The following is a 16,257-nucleotide window of genomic DNA, read 5'->3' on the forward strand; positions in this document are numbered from 1 at the left end:
AAGTGAACGGAAACGTTCGCCGATTGTCCGCCCGATCCGGTCAACATTCGCCCCCTCTCGGACGGTTACACCACGAGCCCTTCCACGGGCCGTCGGCGTGCCACCCGGTGGGCCGGCCAGCTGACCCACGAAAGGGGGACGGGTGTGAGCACCCCCGGGCCGGGCGAGGAGCGGGCCCTGCGGGCGGACCCGCTCGCCGACCTGCCGGCCGACTTCGAGGCCTTCTTCACCCACGAGAACCCCGGTTACCTCCGCTACGCCCAGCAGCGCCTGCGCCACCGCGAGGACGCGCAGGACGCCGTCCAGAACGCCGGTGCCGCGCTCTACAAGAACTGGCGCCGCGCCCTCGGCAGCGCCGACCCGCAGGCCTACGCCTTCAAGATCGTCAAGGACGCGGTCGTCGACGTCCTGCGCGAACGCCGCCGCACCGAGCGCAAACGGCAGCGGGTCATCGCGCAGCGCCGCCCCGACACCAGCCAGGACGAGTTGAACGAGCTCGCCGAACTGGACGCCCTGGACTGGGCGATGGACGAGCTCGCGCGCGCCGCGCCCGTCCAGGCCGATGTCGTCCGGCTGCGCCAGGCAGGGCTCTCCTACCCGGACATCGGCCGGGCGCTCGGCCTCGCGCACACCACCGCCCGCACCTACTACAGCCTCGGGCGGCGCCACCTGGAGTACCTGCTGGAGCACCCGGAAGGCGAGGCGGGCGCATGAGGATCGCCGACCTGCTCGACACGCACGCCGCCGCGCTGGAGCGCGAGTTCCGCGACCACGACCCGGTGGCCTTCACCCGGCGGCTCGCCGAACACCTCGCCGCCGCCCGCAGGCCCGCCCAGCCGACCCGCGAGCGGCCCGCCCGGCCGCCGTCCGCCGCCCGTCCGCCGCACGCCTTCGGCTCCGGGGACCCGCCGTGGGCCGGCGGCCGGGCCGACCTGCGGCGTGACCTGCGGCGTGACTTGCGGCACCTGTGCGCGGGCGTGGCCGGCGCGGCCGAGCCGGGCGAACTGGCCCTCGACCTCGAACTCGCCGAGAAGACCGCCCTCCGCACCCTCGGCTGCCTGCTCTACGGCATGGGGCGGCCCGGCGACGGCGTCTTCTGGTGGCGGATCGCCGCCCAGTACGGTGACCAACTGGCCGTGCACTGCCTCGCGGTGCACTACGTGGCCGAGGGCGAGCCGGGCGATGCGGCGCGCTGGGCCGGGCGGGCCCAGGACCTCAGCGAACCGGGCCGGCTGCCGGAGTTGGCCCCGGGCGCCCGACCGGGCGGCGCGGCCCGGCTCGCCCGGCTGCTGGCGGAGCGCTACGACGGCGAGATCCTGCTGATGCTGCGGGACGCGGTGCTGGCGCGGCCGATGGCGGGCGCCCCTTCGGGCGCTGCGGCGGGGGCCGTGGCCGGGGCGGACCTGCGTGCGGTCGGGGGCGCCGGGGTCGCGGAGGTGGCGGCCGCGCGGCTGGGGGAGCGGGCGGTGCGCGGCCGGGGCGTCGTGCGGATCCGGTGACCGGGGGCTGCTGATCTGCCGCTGGTGCGCGGCGGGTGCGGCTCGGGCGTGGCCTGGGTCTGGCCGGGGTGTGGAGCGGGACGGCCGGGGGCCGCCGCACCTGCTGTGGTGCGGCGGCCCCCGGCGGGTACGGCCCGGTCAGGGCGGGCCGTACCGGGTCAGTCGGTGCCGGACTCGATCGCGGCGTGGTCCAGTGCCGTGGACTCCGCCGCGTCGCCGGTGCCGGCGGCGATCGGCGTGGCCCCGCCCAGGGACAGCTCGCCGATCAGGCCGCTCCACGGCGCCAGCTGGCCGTGCACCGCGTACTGCTCCAGCTTGCCGCGGGAGTCGGCGATGTCCAGGTTGCGCATCGTCAGCTGGCCGATCCGGTCGTCCGGGACGAACGCGGCGTCCACGCTGCGCTCCATCGACAGCTTCTCGGGGTGGTAGCTGAAGTTGGGGCCCCGGGTGTCGATGACCGAGTAGTCCTGGCCCCGCCGCAGCCGCAGCGTGACACTGCCGGTGACGGCCTGGCCGACCCACTTCTGCAGGCTGTCGCGCAGCATCAGCGCCTGCGGGTCGAACCAGCGGCCCTCGTAGAGCAGCCGACCGAGCCGGCGGCCCTGGGTGTGGTAGGTGGCGAGGGTGTCCTCGTTGTGGATGGCGTTGAGCAGCCGCTCGTAGGCGATGTGCAGCAGCGCCATGCCCGGGCCCTCGTAGATGCCGCGGCTCTTGGCCTCGATGATGCGGTTCTCGATCTGGTCGGACATGCCCAGGCCGTGCCGCCCGCCGATGGTGTTGGCCTCGTGCACCAGCGCGACGTCGTCGGCGAACACCTGGCCGTTGATCCGGACCGGGCGGCCGAACTCGAACTCGACGGTGACGTCCTCGGTGGCGATCTCGACGGCCGGGTCCCAGAAGGCCACGCCCATGATCGGGCTGACGATCTCCATCGAGGCGTCCAGGAACTCCAGCCGCTTGGCCTCGTGGGTGGCGCCCCAGATGTTGGCGTCGGTGGAGTAGGCCTTCTCGGCGGAGTCCCGGTACGGGAGGTCACGCTCGGCGAGCCAGGCGGACATCTCCTTGCGGCCGCCGAGCTCGGTGACGAACTGCTGGTCCAGCCACGGCTTGTAGATCCGCAGGTTGGGGTTGGCGAGCAGGCCGTAGCGGTAGAACCGCTCGATGTCGTTGCCCTTGTAGGTGGAACCGTCGCCCCAGATCGAGACGCCGTCGTCCTGCATCGCCCGCACCAGCAGGGTGCCGGTCACGGCGCGGCCGAGCGGGGTGGTGTTGAAGTAGGTCTGCCCGGCCGAGCGGATGTGGAAGGCGCCGCAGGCGAGCGCGGCCAGACCCTCCTCGACCAGGGCGGCACGGCAGTCGACCAGCCGCGCCTGCTCGGCGCCGTAGGCGCGGCCACGGGCCGGCACGTCGGCGAGGTTCGGCTCGTCGTACTGGCCGATGTCGGCCGTGTAGGCGTAGGGAACGGCGCCGTGCTCGCGCATCCACGCGACGGCGACCGAGGTGTCCAAACCACCGGAGAATGCGATGCCGATCCGTTCACCGACCGGCAGCTTGCTCAAGACCTTCGACATGGGTGCACCCTTGACCCGCGTGGCGCGGGCTCCTGACTCAGCGATGTTGACTTGCGACGTGGACGTGACGACGTCGGTGTGAGCGACGCCTGGGATCTCGACGTATCCGATGCCTGAACTCTGGCATACATTTGCAGAGCAATGCAAGACAATACGATCACGTCAGTCGGAGGCGGTGCCCCGGCCCGGCGCGCGCGCCTGCTTGGGTCTGATCAACTGACGTGGTGCGGAGGCTAGTTGGCGTGCGTACGGCTCGGGCCGGGCCCCCTGTGGGGAGCCCGGCCCGGGACGACGGCCGGCCGCCGCGGTGAGGTGTCAGTGCCTGAGGTCTCAGGGCCTCGGGGTGTCAGTGCCTGGGGGTGTCAGGGCCTCGGGGTGTCAGGCCTTGCGGCCCACGGCCGCGTACATCCAGCGGGTGGAGTCGTCGGTGGGCCCGTCCGGGCGCCAGAGCGGCACGAACTCCACCCCGGGCTCCAGCAGCTCCCAGCCTTCGAGCAGTTCCTCGACCTGGGCGCGACCGCGCAGGCGGATGGGGGAGTCGGTGTTGTCCCAGGTCTTCGCGGCCTCGGCGGCGCGAACCGGGTTGCCCTCGGCGGTGCTGTGCGAGACCAGCAGGAAGCTGCCCGGTGCCAGCCGCTCGTGGACCGCCCGGACGGCCGCGGCGGCCTGCTCGTCGGTCACGAAGTGCAGGACCGCCACGAGCAGCACGGCGACCGGCTGCGAGAGGTCGATCAACTCGCGCAGGGCGGGCCGGTCGAGCAGCTCGTCGAGGTCGCGGAGGTCGCCGGTGAGGACGGTGGTGGTGCGGTTGTCCGCGAGCAGGGCCCGGCCGTGGGTCAGGACGATCGGGTCGTTGTCGATGTAGACCACCCGGCTGTCGGGGGCCACCTCCTGCGCCACCTCGTGCACGTTCCCCTGGGCCGGCAGCCCGGAGCCTATGTCGATGAACTGGCGGATGCCCGCCTCCGCGCAGTGCCGGACGGCTCGGCGCAGGAAGCCGCGGTTCTCCCGGGCGGCCTGCGGGATGTCGGGCGAGACGGAGATGGCGTGTTCGGCCGCGATGCGGTCGGGCGGAAAGTTGTCCTTGCCGCCGATCCAGTAGTCGTAGATCCGGGCCGGGTGCGGCCGGTCGGTCTGCAGTGCGACCGGGTGCGCGAGGTCCTCCGTCGCGGACCTTCCGGTCGTCTGGTGCGTGCTCCCCGTGCCGGTCGTGTCCGTGCTGTCACCGGGCTTGAGCATCCGGTCCCCCTCCAAAGGCCTGAGCGGCTGTCACCAGGCCTACGCCGACAGCCGGTTGGACGTGAACGCATGATAGCGGGCGATCTTCGGCTGTCGACCACCTCCCCCCGGGCCAGGAGGAGGGAGGGATTCCGGCGGGATCAGCGGGGTGCTCGGGCCCGGGCTCGGGCTCGCACCCAGGACGTACGGGAGGCCAGCACGCCCAGGAGGAAGGCCACCAGGTGCCCGGCGTCGGCGAGCTCCTGGTCCAGGGCCCAGGCCGAGGCCAGCGCGAGGGCGAGCACCGGCAGGCCGTACCGGCGCAGCCGGGCCGGGCCGAGGGCGAGCAGGCAGGTGGCCGTGGCGACCAGCCCGTAACTGATGCCGACGTCCCTGGCGTGGGACAGCGCGCCCGGGATGCGGGTGGCGAGCATCGCCCACATCGCGCCCTCGGTGAGCAGGGTGGCCCCCAGGTGCCCGAACAGGAAGACCGCTCCGGCGCGGGCCGGGCCCCAGCGCCACTCGGCCGCCCCCAACACGACCGCGACCGCGGTGATGCCCGCCCAGGCCGGCACGCCGTCGACCACCAGGCCGCTGGTGAACATGGTCCACCACTTGCCGACCTCCATGTGGTGCACGTTGCTGCTGTTGTGGCGGACGAAGCGGGCCCGCTCGCCGTGGCTCTGGCTGGCGAGCCACGCGGCGGTGGCGGTGAGGAGGGCGACGTAGACCGTGGTCAGCCGCAGCCGGGCGGCGGTGCGGAGCAGGGGGTTCCGGCCGGTGGTGCCGGCGGCGCCGGGGGTGTCGCCGGTACGGGCGGTGCCGGCGGCGGGGCCCGTGCCCGCGTCAGGGTCCGTGCCCGCGTCGGGGCCGTTGCCGGTGTGCCTGCGTGCGTCGAGGCGGTCCCTCATCGTGCTTGATGTCCTTGTTCTGCGGATCTCCGGCGCCGGGCCCGGGGCAGGCCCGGGAGGTCGGATCGCCAGGTTACGCCAGGAGCGGGCGGGGCCTGCGCCGAAGTGCTCCGCAGTCGGCACGTGCGGAGGCGCCTGGGAAGGGCGGCACCGGGGGTTCCGACCGTTGCCGCCCGCGGTGCGGTCGCTCACCCGAAGAGGGGAGTGCGCCGACGCATCGGCGCCGCCCCGGGGTGAGGGTGGGACTGCGGGACCAGGGAGAGGTCCGCCGAGGAGGACGTCGATGGCCGGGAGCACCAGCGAGCCGACCGGGGCGCGCCGGCGGCCCTGGTGGGCGCGGGCCGGTCGCGCGGCGTGGGACTACGCGCGGCGGGCGCCGGGCAGCTACACCTGGCTGGCGATCCTGCTCATCACCACCCAGGTGATCCGGCACGTCGACCCCGTGACCGCCGACCGCATCCTGGAGCGGCGCTCCACCAATCTGCACCACCTGCAGGTCTCGCCGGTCCGGGTCCTGCTGACCAGCGCGCTGTGGATCGCCGGTGGCGGCTGGTTGGTCTACTTCGTGCTCTACAACCTCTTCCACGTGCCGGCCGAGCGCTGGCTCGGCACCCTGCGCTGGATCTCGGTGGCGGTGATCGCGCACGTCGGCGCGACCTATCTCAGCGAGGGGCTACTGGGCTGGGCGATCCACCGTGGCCTCGCGCCGCCGAAGGCCGTCTACACCCTCGACTACGGCGTCAGCTACGCGCTCGCCGGGGTGGTGGCGGTGCTGACCTACCTGATCACCCGGCCCTGGCGGTACCTGTACCTGGCCGGGGTGCTCGCCGTCTACGGGCTGGGGGTGGTCCAGAGCCGGGACTACACCAGCGTCGGGCACTTCAGCGCGGTGCTGATCGGGCTGGCCTGCTACCCGATCACCCGGGGACGGCCCGGCGCCTTCGACCCGGTCGCCGCAGCTCGTGCCGCCTGGCAGCGAGTACGAGTGCGGGCGCGGTCGCGGGCCGGGTCGCGGACCTGGTGACCGCGGCCGCGTCGGGCCGCACGCGGTGCGGTGCGGTGGTGGCGGAACGGCGGTGGGCAGCCGCTTCCCGCTCCCGGCCGGAGCGGGCGCGGCGGCCGGGAGCGGGCTCGGCGAGCGTGGGCTTGCTCGAACGGGGCGTTACTTGGTGGGCCGCTCGGCCACGCAGAGGATGTTTCCTTCGCAGTCCTTGAACCAGGCAGCGCGCAGGCCGTCACTGCCCACGGCGACGCCGTTCTCCGTCTTCAGGCCCGGGAAGTCGTACTCCTCGAACGTGATGCCGCGCGCGCGGAGCGCCGACATCTCGCCGTCGAGGTCTGCGACCTTGAAGCTGGCCAGGGTGTGCGCGGCCTGGCCGCCGCTCGGTGTCTCGTACATGCCGAACCGGATGCCGCCGCTTTCGAAGGTGACGTCCTCGGGCGTCTCCTCGACGAGCTTCAGGCCCAGGGTGTCGGTGTAGTAGGCCTTGGCCCGCGCCAGATCGGCGGCGGGGATCATGGCCAGCACAGGTGCGTCTCCCAGCATGGTGATTCGCCTCCTCCTTCCTCCAGGCTAGGTACGTCGGGCCGGGTTGCCCACGCGGCGGGTGGGGTGGATTCGTGCTGTGCACGGGCGGTGGCCGGGTGTGGCCGCACCGGGCCACCTCGGCGGCCCGGTGCGGCGTCGGACGGTCGGCACGGGCGGCTACCCCGGGGCGCGGGACCCCGGGCCCGGGCCTCCGGGTGGGCGGGCGGACGTCAGGCCGGGGCCAGCCGCCAGAGCGAGGTGGTCTCACGGGCGCGGGCGCCGTGCAGGGGGTCGGCGGGATTGGGACGGGACGCCCGGGGATGGCGGGGCCGGGTGTCGAGCCGGCCCCGGACGCGCAGTCCGGCGGCGGCGATGGCGGTGAGCAGGTCGGCGCGGGTGCGTAGACCGAGGAGCTCGGCCAGGTCGGAGAGGACCAGCCAGCCCTCGCCGCCGGGCAGCAGACGGGCCGCGAGGCCGTCCAGGAAGCCTGTCAGCATCCGGCCGCCCGGGTCGTAGACGCCGTGCTCGAGGGCGGAGCTCGGGCGGTGCGGTAGCCAGGGCGGATTGCAGACGACGAGCGCGGCACGGTCGCCGCCCGGCGGGTAGAGCGAGGTGCCGGCCGACCGGATGCGGTCGGCGAGGCCGAGGCGCCGGGCGTTGTCCTCGGCGCAGGCGAGGGCGCGCGGATTGGTGTCGGTGACCAGGACCGGTCCGAGGCCGCGCTTGGCGAGGACGGCCGCGAGCACGCCGGTGCCGGTGCCGAGGTCGTGGGCGAGGGGGTGGTCGTGGACGGCCGGGGGCAGCGGGGCCCGGGCGACGAGGTCCACGTACTCGCCGCGCACGGGGGAGAAGACGCCGTAGTGGGGGTGGATGCGGGCGCCGAGGGCCGGGACCTCGACGCCCTTCAGGCGCCACTGGTGGGCGCCGATCACCCCGAGGAGCTCGCGCAGGGACAGGATTCTGCTGTCAAGGAACGGCCCGTAGGCGGCCAGGCACGCCGCCCGGACATCGGGAGCGCGGTCGAGCCGGATCCGGCGGTCGGCATCGAGAGGGACCAGCAGCATGCCGAGGACGCGCGCGAGGCGGGCGCGCTCCCGGCGGTGCCGATGGAAGGCCTCGGCGGGGGAGTCGTGCGTCGTGGGGGCGGACCGGGATCGGCGCCGCTCGGCGCGGCGGCGCATGGCGGACAGGAGTCGGAGCGCGTCGGGGTAGTCGCCGTGCCAGAGCAGGGCGGTGCCCTCGCAGGCGAGCCGGTAGGCGACGTCGGCGCGCAGGGTGGAATCGGCGGCGATCAGGCGGCGCGGCGGCGGCGCGCCGTTCTCGCTGTGCCACTGGGCGGAGAGGGCGGACAGGGGGATGGTGGACTGGGCGATGGCGAACCGATGGGTGTCGGACACCGGGGCTCCTCGTGGTCGAACGTGCAGGGGGCACGAAGGAGCGCTTCGACGAGGAGTTGAGCAGCGGGCACGCCGGACAGTGGCGCCGCGGAGTGGCGGGCGCTGACCTCAGGGCAGGCGCGGCTCACGCGTCGAAGCGCGAGCCGGGGTGTCACCAAGCACGAGGCCCGGTACCGCGGCGAGTCTTATACCGCCCGTCATGACGGGCCTCCTTCCTCAACGTGCTGGTCCTACGAGGTGGTTCGTACGCTTTCACATCAAGTGCGCGGCCCGCAACCGATTTTCATCGAAGCCCTGGCTGGTAGGTGACCCGGACGAGAGGAGCCGGGAGGGAACGGGTGCGGGCCCGGGGCGCCGTCAGGTCAGGGTCCGCACCTCGACCGGGTGTTCCGCCGTGAAGTCCAGGTTCGATTCGATGGAGGCGGCCGGCACGGCGGCCGACTCGCGGTGCGCGCGGACGCGCGGCCGCAGGAAGGCGCCCGCCTGCCGCACGAGCAAAGGAACACGGGTCGGCAGAAGCGTGGGTGTGCGGAATCCCCCGAACCGGTACTGATGCGGAACTTCGCCCCGCCCCGCGCGGCGGAGACGGTAGCGTGCCGAGCGCGAAATCCCGTGCCGGGGCCCGCCCGCCGACTGCCGGACGGCCCCGCACGGGAGTCACCCCGCGGGGGAGAACCGGAGGTTCCTGATGACGGACGAGACACCGGTGTGGCACCCGGTGCCGTACCACGCCTACGCCTGGGAGGACGAGAACGGGGCCCGCTGCGTGACCCTCTACCCGGGTGAAGAGGCCGACGAGGCGCGCAAGGCCGAACTGCGGGCGATGGCAGCCCGGGCCGTGCCGGTCCTGGTGATCGAACGCGACGCCGTCGAGGGGGAGGCCGAGCACCCGAAGCCGTCGCTGCGCCTCATCCGGGGCGGAGGCTCGGACGGGCGGGCCTGACCGATCGCGGCACCCCTGGCCAGGGGCACGGCGCGGCCCGGCCGTCTGGCCGGTCTGCGGGGTTCCGGCAGGCTACGCCTGCCCGGCCTCCGCCGCGAGCGCCGCCGCCTGGCCGCGGGTGATCCGCCAGACCAGCTCCTCGCCGGACTCGGCCGGGGCGATCGCCTCGGCCGGGCGGCGAAGGTGCTCGGTGAAGCCCAGACGGGCCGGGACCGCGCCGCTGGCCCGGTTGGCCGGGTCGTGGACGACGTCGACGTGGTCGACACCGGGGAGCCGGAAGGCCTGCGCGACCAGCGCGCGGGCCGCCCGGGTGGCCACGCCGCGGCCGGTCGCGGCCGGATGCAGCCAGTAGCCGATTTCGAGGCCGCCCCCCGACGACCCCTCGTGTCGGTACAGCTGGCAGGCCCCGACGATCGCCCCGCCCCGCACGATCGCGTAGGTGAACTCCTCGCCGGCGGCCCAGCGTTCCGCACGGCCGGCCAGGAACGCGGTGGTCATGCCCAGGCTGTGCTCGGCCACCCAGGGCATCCACGGCCGCAGGTGCTCCAAGGACTCCTCGATCACCCGGAACAGCTCCGGAACGTCCGCCTCGCCGTCGAACCGGCGCAGCGTCAGGTCGTCGAGCTCGATCACCGGCGAGGGGAGGTCCATGCCCGGAGCTTCGCATGCGGAGGCTTGCGGCGGCAACGGAATTTCCCCCTCCCCCTGCGGGGCGGGCCCCGCAGGGGGCGTTCGAGAACGTGGGCGCCCGGGTCAGGGGGTTCGCGCGGTGAGGAGGGGTTGGAAGAAGCCGGTGCGGGTGGGGGGTTGCCAGGCGGGGGCGGTGAAACCGGCCTGGTGGGCGAAGGCGGTGAGCTGGGCGGAGGTGAGGGCCCAGTAGGTGGAGCGGTGGACGGCGGTGTGCCAGGAGGTGGTGTCGGCGGGGGATCCGGCGGGGGAGCCAGGGGTGAGGCGGAAGAGTTCCAGGTCGTAGCGTTCGCCGTCGGCGTGCCAGTGCCAGAGCTGGAAGACGACGGACCGGCGGCCGTCGCGGTCGGTGGTCCGGGGGGTGGTGGAGGTCGGCCGGGTGCGGCGCAGGTCGTCGTACGGGCGGGTGCTGAGCAGGAGCAGGCCGCCGGGGCGGAGGACGCGGCGCAGCTCGGTGAGGGCGGTGTGGACGTCCTCGGGGGTGAGGAGGTGGGGCAGCGCGTTGTCGGCGCAGACGACGGCGTCGAACCGGCCGGCGGGGAACGGGAGCCGGCGCATGTCGGCGGCCGCGGCCGGGAGGCGGAGGCCGCGGCGGGCGGCCTCCGCGGCGGCTCGGGCGGTGGCGACCGGGCTGAGGTCGGTGCCGGTGACGTGGTGGCCGAGGGCGGCGAGGCCGATCGCCTGGGTGCCGATGCCGCAGGCGCAGTCCAGGACCTCGGCGGGGCGGTCACCGAGGTGGGCGCGGATCAGGGCGTCCAGGGCGGCACCCTGGCGGGCGACGGAGGCGTCCCAGTCGGGATAGACCAGGTGGTAGTCGGCGGCGAACTCGTCGTAGAAGCGACCGACGTCCGAGCGGGCCGAGGAGGTCCGGCGACCGGGCGGTTCGGCGGCGGGCTGGTCCTTCGTCATGGCACCATCTTCGCCTGGGTGGACCGGGGCGGGACAACGGATTCCCGCCGGAGGACCGGGTGGAGGGACAGGGCATGGGGGAAGAGCTGCCGGAGCCGGTCCAGGGGCTGATCGCGGCCGAGAGCATGGAGGTGCGGGCCGGATTCGTGCGGCGCGGCGGCGTCGGGCGTCAGCTGTTCCATGGGAGTTCAACCGAGCGCTCCTGACGGCGCCCCGTCGTGGCCCTACGGTCCTGGGGGACTGCGAGAAGGGGCCATGGGAGACTCACAACTTGCCGTACGGGCACGTGGATTGACGAAGTGCTTCGGTGACGTGGTGGCGCTCGACGGCGTCCGGCTGGACCTGGCGCCCGGGCGGATCCACGGGCTCGCCGGGCCCAACGGCGCCGGGAAGACGACGCTGCTCGGGCTGCTGCTCGGCCTGGCCGTCGCGGACGGCGGCGAGTTGGAGGTGCTGGGCAGACCGGTCGGGCGGGCCCTGGCGGCGCCGGACGGCGTGGCCGGGTTCGTGGACGGCCCGGGGCTGTACCCGGCGCTGACCGCGCGGAAGAACCTGGCCGCGCTGGCGGCGCTGCGCGGCGAGGACACCCGGGCGCGGCGGGTCGCGGAGCGGATCGACGGGGCGCTGGCCGAGGTCGGGCTGACGGACGTCGCCGACGACCGGGTGCGCGGCTTCTCGCTGGGGATGCGGCAGCGGCTCGGGCTGGCCGCCGCGCTGCTCACCGAGCCGCGGCTGCTGGTGCTCGACGAGCCGTCCAACGGCCTGGACCCGGCGGGCAAGCGGCACGTGCACGGGGCGCTGCGCCGGCTCGCGGACGAGGGCGTCACCGTCGTGCTGTCCAGCCACCGCATGGACGACCTCGAAGCGCTGTGCTCCGAGGTCACGATCCTCGCCACCGGGCAGCTCCGGTTCTCCGGCCCGCTGGGCGAACTGGTCCCCGAGAGCCAGGAGTTCGACCACCGCCTGCTCACCTCCGACCCGCCGGCCGCGCGGCGGGTGGCCGCCGGGGTGGCGGGCGTACGGGTGGTCGGGGAGGCCGGGGAGTGGCGCGGGGCCGAGTCGCTGGTCGTGCGCGCGTCGGGGTCGGCGGTCGAGCGGCTGGTGGCGGAGCTGGTGCGCGCGGACGTGCGGGTGCGCGAGGTCGCCCCCGTCGTCCCGCCGCTGGAGGCTGCCTACCTCGCCCTGACCGGATCGGCCGAGCACGTCGGACCTGCCGAGCACGTCGGACCTGTCGAGCACGTGGGACCTGTCGAGCACGTGGGACCTACCGACCAGAAGAAGCCGACGAAGCGGACCGGTCCGACCGAGCGACAGCAGCAGGAGGACGAGCGATGAGCACGACGACGGCCCGCACCACCGCGGTCGGTGCCCACCCCGCCGCCGCGGCCGCCGCCCGCCGCGTCCCGGTCGGCCGCGCCTACCGCTTCGAGCTCGTCAAGCTCGTCTCCCAGTGGCGGATCCGGCTGCTGATGCTGGCCTGCTGGACCGCGCCCGGCCTGTTCACGGCCGCGGTGGCGCAGCAGGGCACGCTGCCCTCCGACACGCTGTTCGGCCGCTGGATGCACGCCACGGGCTGGGCGGGCCCGCTGGTGGTGCTCGGTTTCGCGGGCTCGTGGGCGCTGCCGCTGCTGACCTCCGTGGTCGCGGGCGACGTGTTCGCCGCCGAGGACCGGCTGGGGACGTGGCGGCACCTGCTGGTGACGGTCCGCTCGCCGCGGCGGATCTTCGCGGCGAAGGCCATGGCGAGCGGGACCGTGATCGTGCTGCTGGTGGCCGGGTTGGTGGCGTCGAGCACGGCGGGCGGGCTGGCGGCGGTCGGGAACGAGCCGCTGGTCGGCGTCGACGGGCACCTGCTGGCGCCGTCCGACGCGGCCGGCAGCGTGCTGCTGGCGTGGGGGTGCGCGCTGGCGCCCACCCTGGCGCTGGCGGCGATCGGGCTGCTCGGCTCCGTCCTCCTCGGGCGCTCGCCGATGGGCCTGCTCGTCCCGGCGCTGACGGCGGTCGCGATGCAGCTCGCGCAGATGCTGCCGCTACCGGTGGCGCTGCGCCTGGCGCTGCCCGGCTACGCCTTCGTGTCCTGGAACGGGCTGTTCGCCGATCCGGTCCGGGTCGATGAACTGCTGATCGCCGTCGCGGTCAGCCTGGTGTGGGCCGCGGTGGCGACCGCCGTGGCGTACCGGCTGTTCGTCCGGCGGGACTTCACCAGCGGTGCCGAGGACGGCGCGGGCCGCCGCGCGCTGGCCTTCGGCGTGCTGCCGCTCGCCGGCCTGCTCGCGCTGGCCTTCGGGGCGGTCGCCCTCGCCGCGCCGTCGACGGGCTCGGGGATCTCGCAGGAGAAGGTGCAGCGCTCGGTCGCCACCGGGTTCGCCCACCTCTACCGGCTGCAGACCGAGCAACTGCACCGCCCCGCCGTCACCGAGGACCAGCTGCGGGTCACGGCGGCGTGCGAACGCGGCGACGGCCAGGTGGACCCGGAGGGGCCGGGCAACGACTGGCGCTGCGTCGTCACCTGGCACCTGCCGGGCACGGCCGCGCCGGGGACGGCGGTCTACCAGCTCGACATCGCGCCGGACGGTCGGCTGATGGCGGACGGTGACGGGCCGAAGGAGGTGAACGGCTACTTCCTGGTGCGCACCCCGACCGGGGACGCGCCGAACCCGCTGTGGCAGTTCGACGGCCAGGTCGCGCTGCTCTCCTCCTGAACCCCGCCGCCGGCCCCCGTACGGTCCCCCCCCGCACCACCACCCCTTGCGCGATCCGCACCGAACGAACCGAAACCAACGAAGGGTTGACGCCATGCAGGTCACACGTCGTCGACGTGTCCGGACGGAGCACCGCACCCTCCTCGGCCGCCCCCTGGGCCGCCGCGCCACGCTCGCCACGGCGTGCGTCACCGCGGTGGCCGTGGCCACGGGCACGGCCTTCGCGACCACCCAGCAGTTCGGCACGGCCCAGGTCGGCCAGGTCACCGCGGACGGCCAGGTCGTCTCCAGCGACCAGTACATCGCCCCGTACGGCAGCCGGGTCGTCATCGACAACGGCAAGCTGATGGCCTCCCGGGTCAGCCCGGACGGTGCCCACCTGGCCGCCTCGCTCGCGGACGGCGACGCCTCGCTGGTCATCGTCGACCTGAGGACCGGCCAGGTGCAGCAGCGCGTCGGTACCGCCAAGACGGACGACCTGCGCCTGCCCAAGGGCTCGGTCGGCCAGGAGGCCCCGGTGTACTCGCCGGACGGCAAGCAGCTGTGGCTGGGCCAGCTGGACGGTTACACCAGGTTCACCGTGACGGCGGACGGCTCCCTCGCCGACCCGGTGGCGGTGCCGATCCCGGCGGACGGCGACAAGCACGCGCTGGCCTCGGGCGCGGTGTTCTCCGCGGACGGCTCGACGGTGTACGCGGCCGTCAACGGGCAGAACCGGGTGGTCGCGATCGACGCGGCGACCGGCGCGATCGGGCGGAGCTGGACGGTGGGCAACGCGCCGCGCGGCCTCGCCCAGGTGGGCCGGAAGCTGTACGTCGGCAACGAGGGCGGCCGCCCGGCCACCGCCGACGACACCACCCTCAACTCGTACGGCACGCAGGTGCCGGCCGACCCGGACACGGGCGCCACCACCACGGGCACCGTCAGCGTGATCGACCTCGGCGACCCGGCCGCCGCGGTCGGGTCCATCGAGGTCGGCCTGCACCCGACCGCGCTGTACGCCAGGAACGGGACGCTGTTCGTCACCGACACCGGCTCCGACCAGGTGTCCGTCATCGACACCGCGCGGGACGAGGTCGTGCAGCGCATCTCCACCAAGCCCTGGCCGGAGGCCTCGGTGGGCTACGAGCCGGACGCGGTGACGCTCACCGACGACGGGCACCTGCTGGTCACCCTCGGCCGCGCCAACGCGGTGGCCGTCTACCGCTACACGAGCGCGCGGGAGCCGGTGAGCTACGTCGGCCTGCTGCCCACGGACTACTTCCCGGCGGAGATCACCACCGTCGGCTCGACGGTCCTCGTCTCCAACACCCGTGGCATCGACGCCCGGCGGCCCCGCGCCGGCGGCGCCCACAACACCCACGACACGACCTCCAGCCTGACGCGGTTCACCCTGCCCGGTGACCGGGAGATCCGCGCCCAGACCGCGAAGGTCTTCCGGCAGAACGGCTGGACCGACGGCGCGGTCCGGACGGCGGAGAAGGGCGCCGCCGAGAAGCGCCGGGCCAAGCCGGTGCCGGTGCCGGCCCGGATCGGCGACCCGTCGACGATCAAGCACGTCTTCCTGATCGTCAAGGAGAACCGGACGTACGACCAGGTCTTCGGCGACGTCGCGAAGGGCAACGGCGACCCGAAGCTGGCCCAGTTCGGCGCGAACGTGACGCCGAACCAGCACGCGCTGGCCGAGCAGTTCGGGCTCTACGACAACACCTACGACATCGGCACCAACTCCGCCGAGGGCCACAACTGGCTGATGCAGGCGGACAACCCGGAGTACACCGAGTCCTCGGCCGGCGAGTACGAGCGCAGCTACGACACCGAGGACGACGGCCTGGGCCACCAGCGCTCGGGCTTCCTGTGGTCGGGCGCGCAGGCGGTCGGCAAGGACGTGCGCGACTTCGGCGAGTTCCACCAGTTCCTGACCAAGCCCGACGGCGCGACCTGGCAGAACCTGTACTGCGACGCGAAGACCATGGACGAGACGGGGCAGGGCAGCGCCTACACCCTCAACTCCTCCTCGCCGATACCGTCGCTCAACGACGTGTCGGTGCCCGGCTTCCCCCGGTTCGACACCGACGTGCCGGACCTGTACCGGTACCAGATCTGGAAGCAGGACTTCGAGCAGAACGGCCCGGCGGACCTCAACATGCTGTGGCTGTCCAGCGACCACACCGGCGGCCCGGCCGCCCCGGCCGCGCAGGTCGCCGACAACGACCTGGCGACCGGCAGGATCATCGACGAGATCTCGCACAGCGAGTACTGGAAGGACTCCGCGATCTTCGTGGTCGAGGACGACTCCCAGGCCGGCCTCGACCACGTGGACGGCCACCGCGCCCCGATCCAGGTCATCAGCCCCTGGGCGCAGCACGGGGCGGTCGACAGCCGCTACTACTCGCAGATCACGATGGTCCGCACCATCGAGCAGATCCTCGGCATCCACCCGATGAACCAGAAGGACAGCGCGGCCAGCCCGATGTCCACGGCGTTCACCGACAAGCCGGACTTCACGCCGTTCACCTCGGTGCCCAACCGGACCTCGCTCACCGACGGCCTGAAGACGCCGCCCCCGTGCGGCGTCGACGTGCCCGCGGCGCAGGACCGCAACGCGGCCGCGGTGCCCGCCACGACCGAGCCGCCGGCGGCCGAGCGGGCCGTCGCGGACCAGTGGTCCGCCTGGAAGTCGAAGCAGCACCTCTCCGGCCCGAACGCGGCGCCCGACCGCGCGAACCCGGCGCAGATGGACCACCTGACCTGGTACCAGACGCACAACTGGACGACGCCGTACCCGGGCGAGGGCGCGATCCTCGCGCCGAACGACGTGCCCGGTGCCTACCTGCCGTCCGCCGAGAACGACGGCTGATCCCGCGCCGCACGGGGGACCGGCCCTCGAGC

The 16,257-nt window shown here is 74.0% G+C and carries 16 protein-coding genes; 8 read left to right on the forward strand and 8 right to left on the reverse strand.

The features are described from left to right. Positions 1-144: 144 nt before the first annotated feature. Together VM95_RS38975 and VM95_RS42705 are read left to right on the forward strand one after the other, a co-directional pair. The gene (locus tag VM95_RS38975) at positions 145-714 is read left to right on the forward strand and encodes an RNA polymerase sigma factor (protein WP_052707495.1); all 570 of its coding nucleotides are present in this window, start codon (positions 145-147) and stop codon (positions 712-714) included. After that, positions 711-1,499, forward strand: a complete 789-nt coding sequence (locus tag VM95_RS42705; RefSeq protein ID WP_052707496.1) for a hypothetical protein — start codon at positions 711-713, stop codon at positions 1,497-1,499. The genes VM95_RS38975 and VM95_RS42705 overlap by 4 nt, the downstream gene beginning before the upstream one ends. Before the next feature lie 158 nt (positions 1,500-1,657). Here the strand turns inward: VM95_RS42705 and argG are convergent, their stop codons facing one another. The 3 genes from argG to VM95_RS22290 all read right to left on the reverse strand — a co-directional run bounded on the left by argG (position 1,658) and on the right by VM95_RS22290 (position 5,199). Then, positions 1,658-3,070, reverse strand: coding sequence for an argininosuccinate synthase (argG, locus tag VM95_RS22280; RefSeq protein ID WP_045699670.1), 1,413 nt, complete (start codon positions 3,068-3,070; stop codon positions 1,658-1,660). Positions 3,071-3,448: 378 nt separating this feature from the next. Then, positions 3,449-4,309 carry an SAM-dependent methyltransferase gene (locus tag VM95_RS22285; protein ID WP_078860343.1) on the reverse strand — a complete coding sequence of 287 codons (861 nt, stop codon included), beginning with the start codon at positions 4,307-4,309 and terminating at the stop codon, positions 3,449-3,451. A gap of 140 nt (positions 4,310-4,449) precedes the next feature. Then, positions 4,450-5,199 carry a rhomboid-like protein gene (locus VM95_RS22290; RefSeq protein WP_244178889.1) on the reverse strand — a complete coding sequence of 250 codons (750 nt, stop codon included), beginning with the start codon at positions 5,197-5,199 and terminating at the stop codon, positions 4,450-4,452. 283 nt (positions 5,200-5,482) lie between these two features. On the opposite strand from VM95_RS22290, the gene VM95_RS22295 reads away from it, so the two are divergent. Then, entirely contained in the window at positions 5,483-6,223 is a 741-nt protein-coding gene (locus tag VM95_RS22295) for a rhomboid-like protein (protein WP_045699671.1), read from the forward strand. A 138-nt stretch (positions 6,224-6,361) separates the two neighbouring features. On the opposite strand, the gene VM95_RS22300 is transcribed toward VM95_RS22295, so the two are convergent. The 3 genes from VM95_RS22300 to VM95_RS43335 form a co-directional block, all read right to left on the reverse strand. Beyond that, positions 6,362-6,745, reverse strand: coding sequence for a VOC family protein (locus VM95_RS22300; protein ID WP_045699673.1), 384 nt, complete (start codon positions 6,743-6,745; stop codon positions 6,362-6,364). A gap of 212 nt (positions 6,746-6,957) precedes the next feature. Next, on the reverse strand, positions 6,958-8,124 hold the full coding sequence (locus tag VM95_RS22305; RefSeq protein WP_244178890.1) for a methyltransferase: 1,167 nt from the start codon (positions 8,122-8,124) through the stop codon (positions 6,958-6,960). Between the two features lie 357 nt (positions 8,125-8,481). After that, complete coding sequence (locus VM95_RS43335; RefSeq protein ID WP_167352946.1) at positions 8,482-8,622, reverse strand: hypothetical protein; 141 nt, start codon at positions 8,620-8,622, stop codon at positions 8,482-8,484. 190 nt (positions 8,623-8,812) lie between these two features. On the opposite strand from VM95_RS43335, the gene VM95_RS22310 reads away from it, so the two are divergent. Continuing rightward, positions 8,813-9,067, forward strand: a complete 255-nt coding sequence (locus tag VM95_RS22310; protein WP_045699675.1) for a hypothetical protein — start codon at positions 8,813-8,815, stop codon at positions 9,065-9,067. A gap of 72 nt (positions 9,068-9,139) precedes the next feature. Here the strand turns inward: VM95_RS22310 and VM95_RS22315 are convergent, their stop codons facing one another. After that, a complete protein-coding gene (locus VM95_RS22315) occupies positions 9,140-9,718 on the reverse strand; it encodes a GNAT family N-acetyltransferase (RefSeq protein WP_045699677.1) in 579 nt (192 codons plus the stop codon). A gap of 102 nt (positions 9,719-9,820) precedes the next feature. Continuing rightward, the gene (locus VM95_RS22320; RefSeq protein ID WP_045699679.1) at positions 9,821-10,663 is read right to left on the reverse strand and encodes a class I SAM-dependent methyltransferase; all 843 of its coding nucleotides are present in this window, start codon (positions 10,661-10,663) and stop codon (positions 9,821-9,823) included. Positions 10,664-10,737: 74 nt separating this feature from the next. Here VM95_RS22320 and VM95_RS45270 point away from each other — a divergent pair, with 74 nt between their 5' ends. The 4 genes from VM95_RS45270 to VM95_RS22335 all read left to right on the forward strand — a co-directional run bounded on the left by VM95_RS45270 (position 10,738) and on the right by VM95_RS22335 (position 16,225). Beyond that, positions 10,738-10,869, forward strand: coding sequence for a hypothetical protein (locus VM95_RS45270; RefSeq protein WP_279616842.1), 132 nt, complete (start codon positions 10,738-10,740; stop codon positions 10,867-10,869). Positions 10,870-10,918: 49 nt separating this feature from the next. After that, the gene (locus VM95_RS22325) at positions 10,919-11,998 is read left to right on the forward strand and encodes an ABC transporter ATP-binding protein (protein WP_078860345.1); all 1,080 of its coding nucleotides are present in this window, start codon (positions 10,919-10,921) and stop codon (positions 11,996-11,998) included. After that, complete coding sequence (locus tag VM95_RS22330) at positions 11,995-13,365, forward strand: ABC transporter permease (protein WP_045699681.1); 1,371 nt, start codon at positions 11,995-11,997, stop codon at positions 13,363-13,365. Before VM95_RS22325 ends, VM95_RS22330 begins: the two co-directional genes overlap by 4 nt. Positions 13,366-13,459: 94 nt before the next feature. Next, entirely contained in the window at positions 13,460-16,225 is a 2,766-nt protein-coding gene (locus tag VM95_RS22335) for an alkaline phosphatase family protein (protein WP_045699683.1), read from the forward strand. Positions 16,226-16,257 lie beyond the last annotated feature (32 nt).

Source organism: Streptomyces rubellomurinus (genome assembly GCF_000961885.1).
Lineage (GTDB): Bacteria > Actinomycetota > Actinomycetes > Streptomycetales > Streptomycetaceae > Kitasatospora > Kitasatospora rubellomurina.

What these genes read in the sequence shown, in the direction of transcription:
- VM95_RS42705 (WP_052707496.1), top strand. Translation starts at nt 711, where the DNA reads ATGAGGATCGCCGACCTGCTCGACACGCACGCCGCCGCGCTGGAGCGC.
- argG (WP_045699670.1), bottom strand. Translation starts at nt 3,070, where the DNA reads ATGTCGAAGGTCTTGAGCAAGCTGCCGGTCGGTGAACGGATCGGCATC.
- VM95_RS22285 (WP_078860343.1), bottom strand. Translation starts at nt 4,309, where the DNA reads ATGCTCAAGCCCGGTGACAGCACGGACACGACCGGCACGGGGAGCACG.
- VM95_RS22290 (WP_244178889.1), bottom strand. Translation starts at nt 5,199, where the DNA reads ATGAGGGACCGCCTCGACGCACGCAGGCACACCGGCAACGGCCCCGAC.
- VM95_RS22295 (WP_045699671.1), top strand. Translation starts at nt 5,483, where the DNA reads ATGGCCGGGAGCACCAGCGAGCCGACCGGGGCGCGCCGGCGGCCCTGG.
- VM95_RS22300 (WP_045699673.1), bottom strand. Translation starts at nt 6,745, where the DNA reads ATGCTGGGAGACGCACCTGTGCTGGCCATGATCCCCGCCGCCGATCTG.
- VM95_RS22310 (WP_045699675.1), top strand. Translation starts at nt 8,813, where the DNA reads ATGACGGACGAGACACCGGTGTGGCACCCGGTGCCGTACCACGCCTAC.
- VM95_RS22315 (WP_045699677.1), bottom strand. Translation starts at nt 9,718, where the DNA reads ATGGACCTCCCCTCGCCGGTGATCGAGCTCGACGACCTGACGCTGCGC.
- VM95_RS22320 (WP_045699679.1), bottom strand. Translation starts at nt 10,663, where the DNA reads ATGACGAAGGACCAGCCCGCCGCCGAACCGCCCGGTCGCCGGACCTCC.
- VM95_RS45270 (WP_279616842.1), top strand. Translation starts at nt 10,738, where the DNA reads ATGGGGGAAGAGCTGCCGGAGCCGGTCCAGGGGCTGATCGCGGCCGAG.
- VM95_RS22325 (WP_078860345.1), top strand. Translation starts at nt 10,919, where the DNA reads ATGGGAGACTCACAACTTGCCGTACGGGCACGTGGATTGACGAAGTGC.
- VM95_RS22330 (WP_045699681.1), top strand. Translation starts at nt 11,995, where the DNA reads ATGAGCACGACGACGGCCCGCACCACCGCGGTCGGTGCCCACCCCGCC.
- VM95_RS22335 (WP_045699683.1), top strand. Translation starts at nt 13,460, where the DNA reads ATGCAGGTCACACGTCGTCGACGTGTCCGGACGGAGCACCGCACCCTC.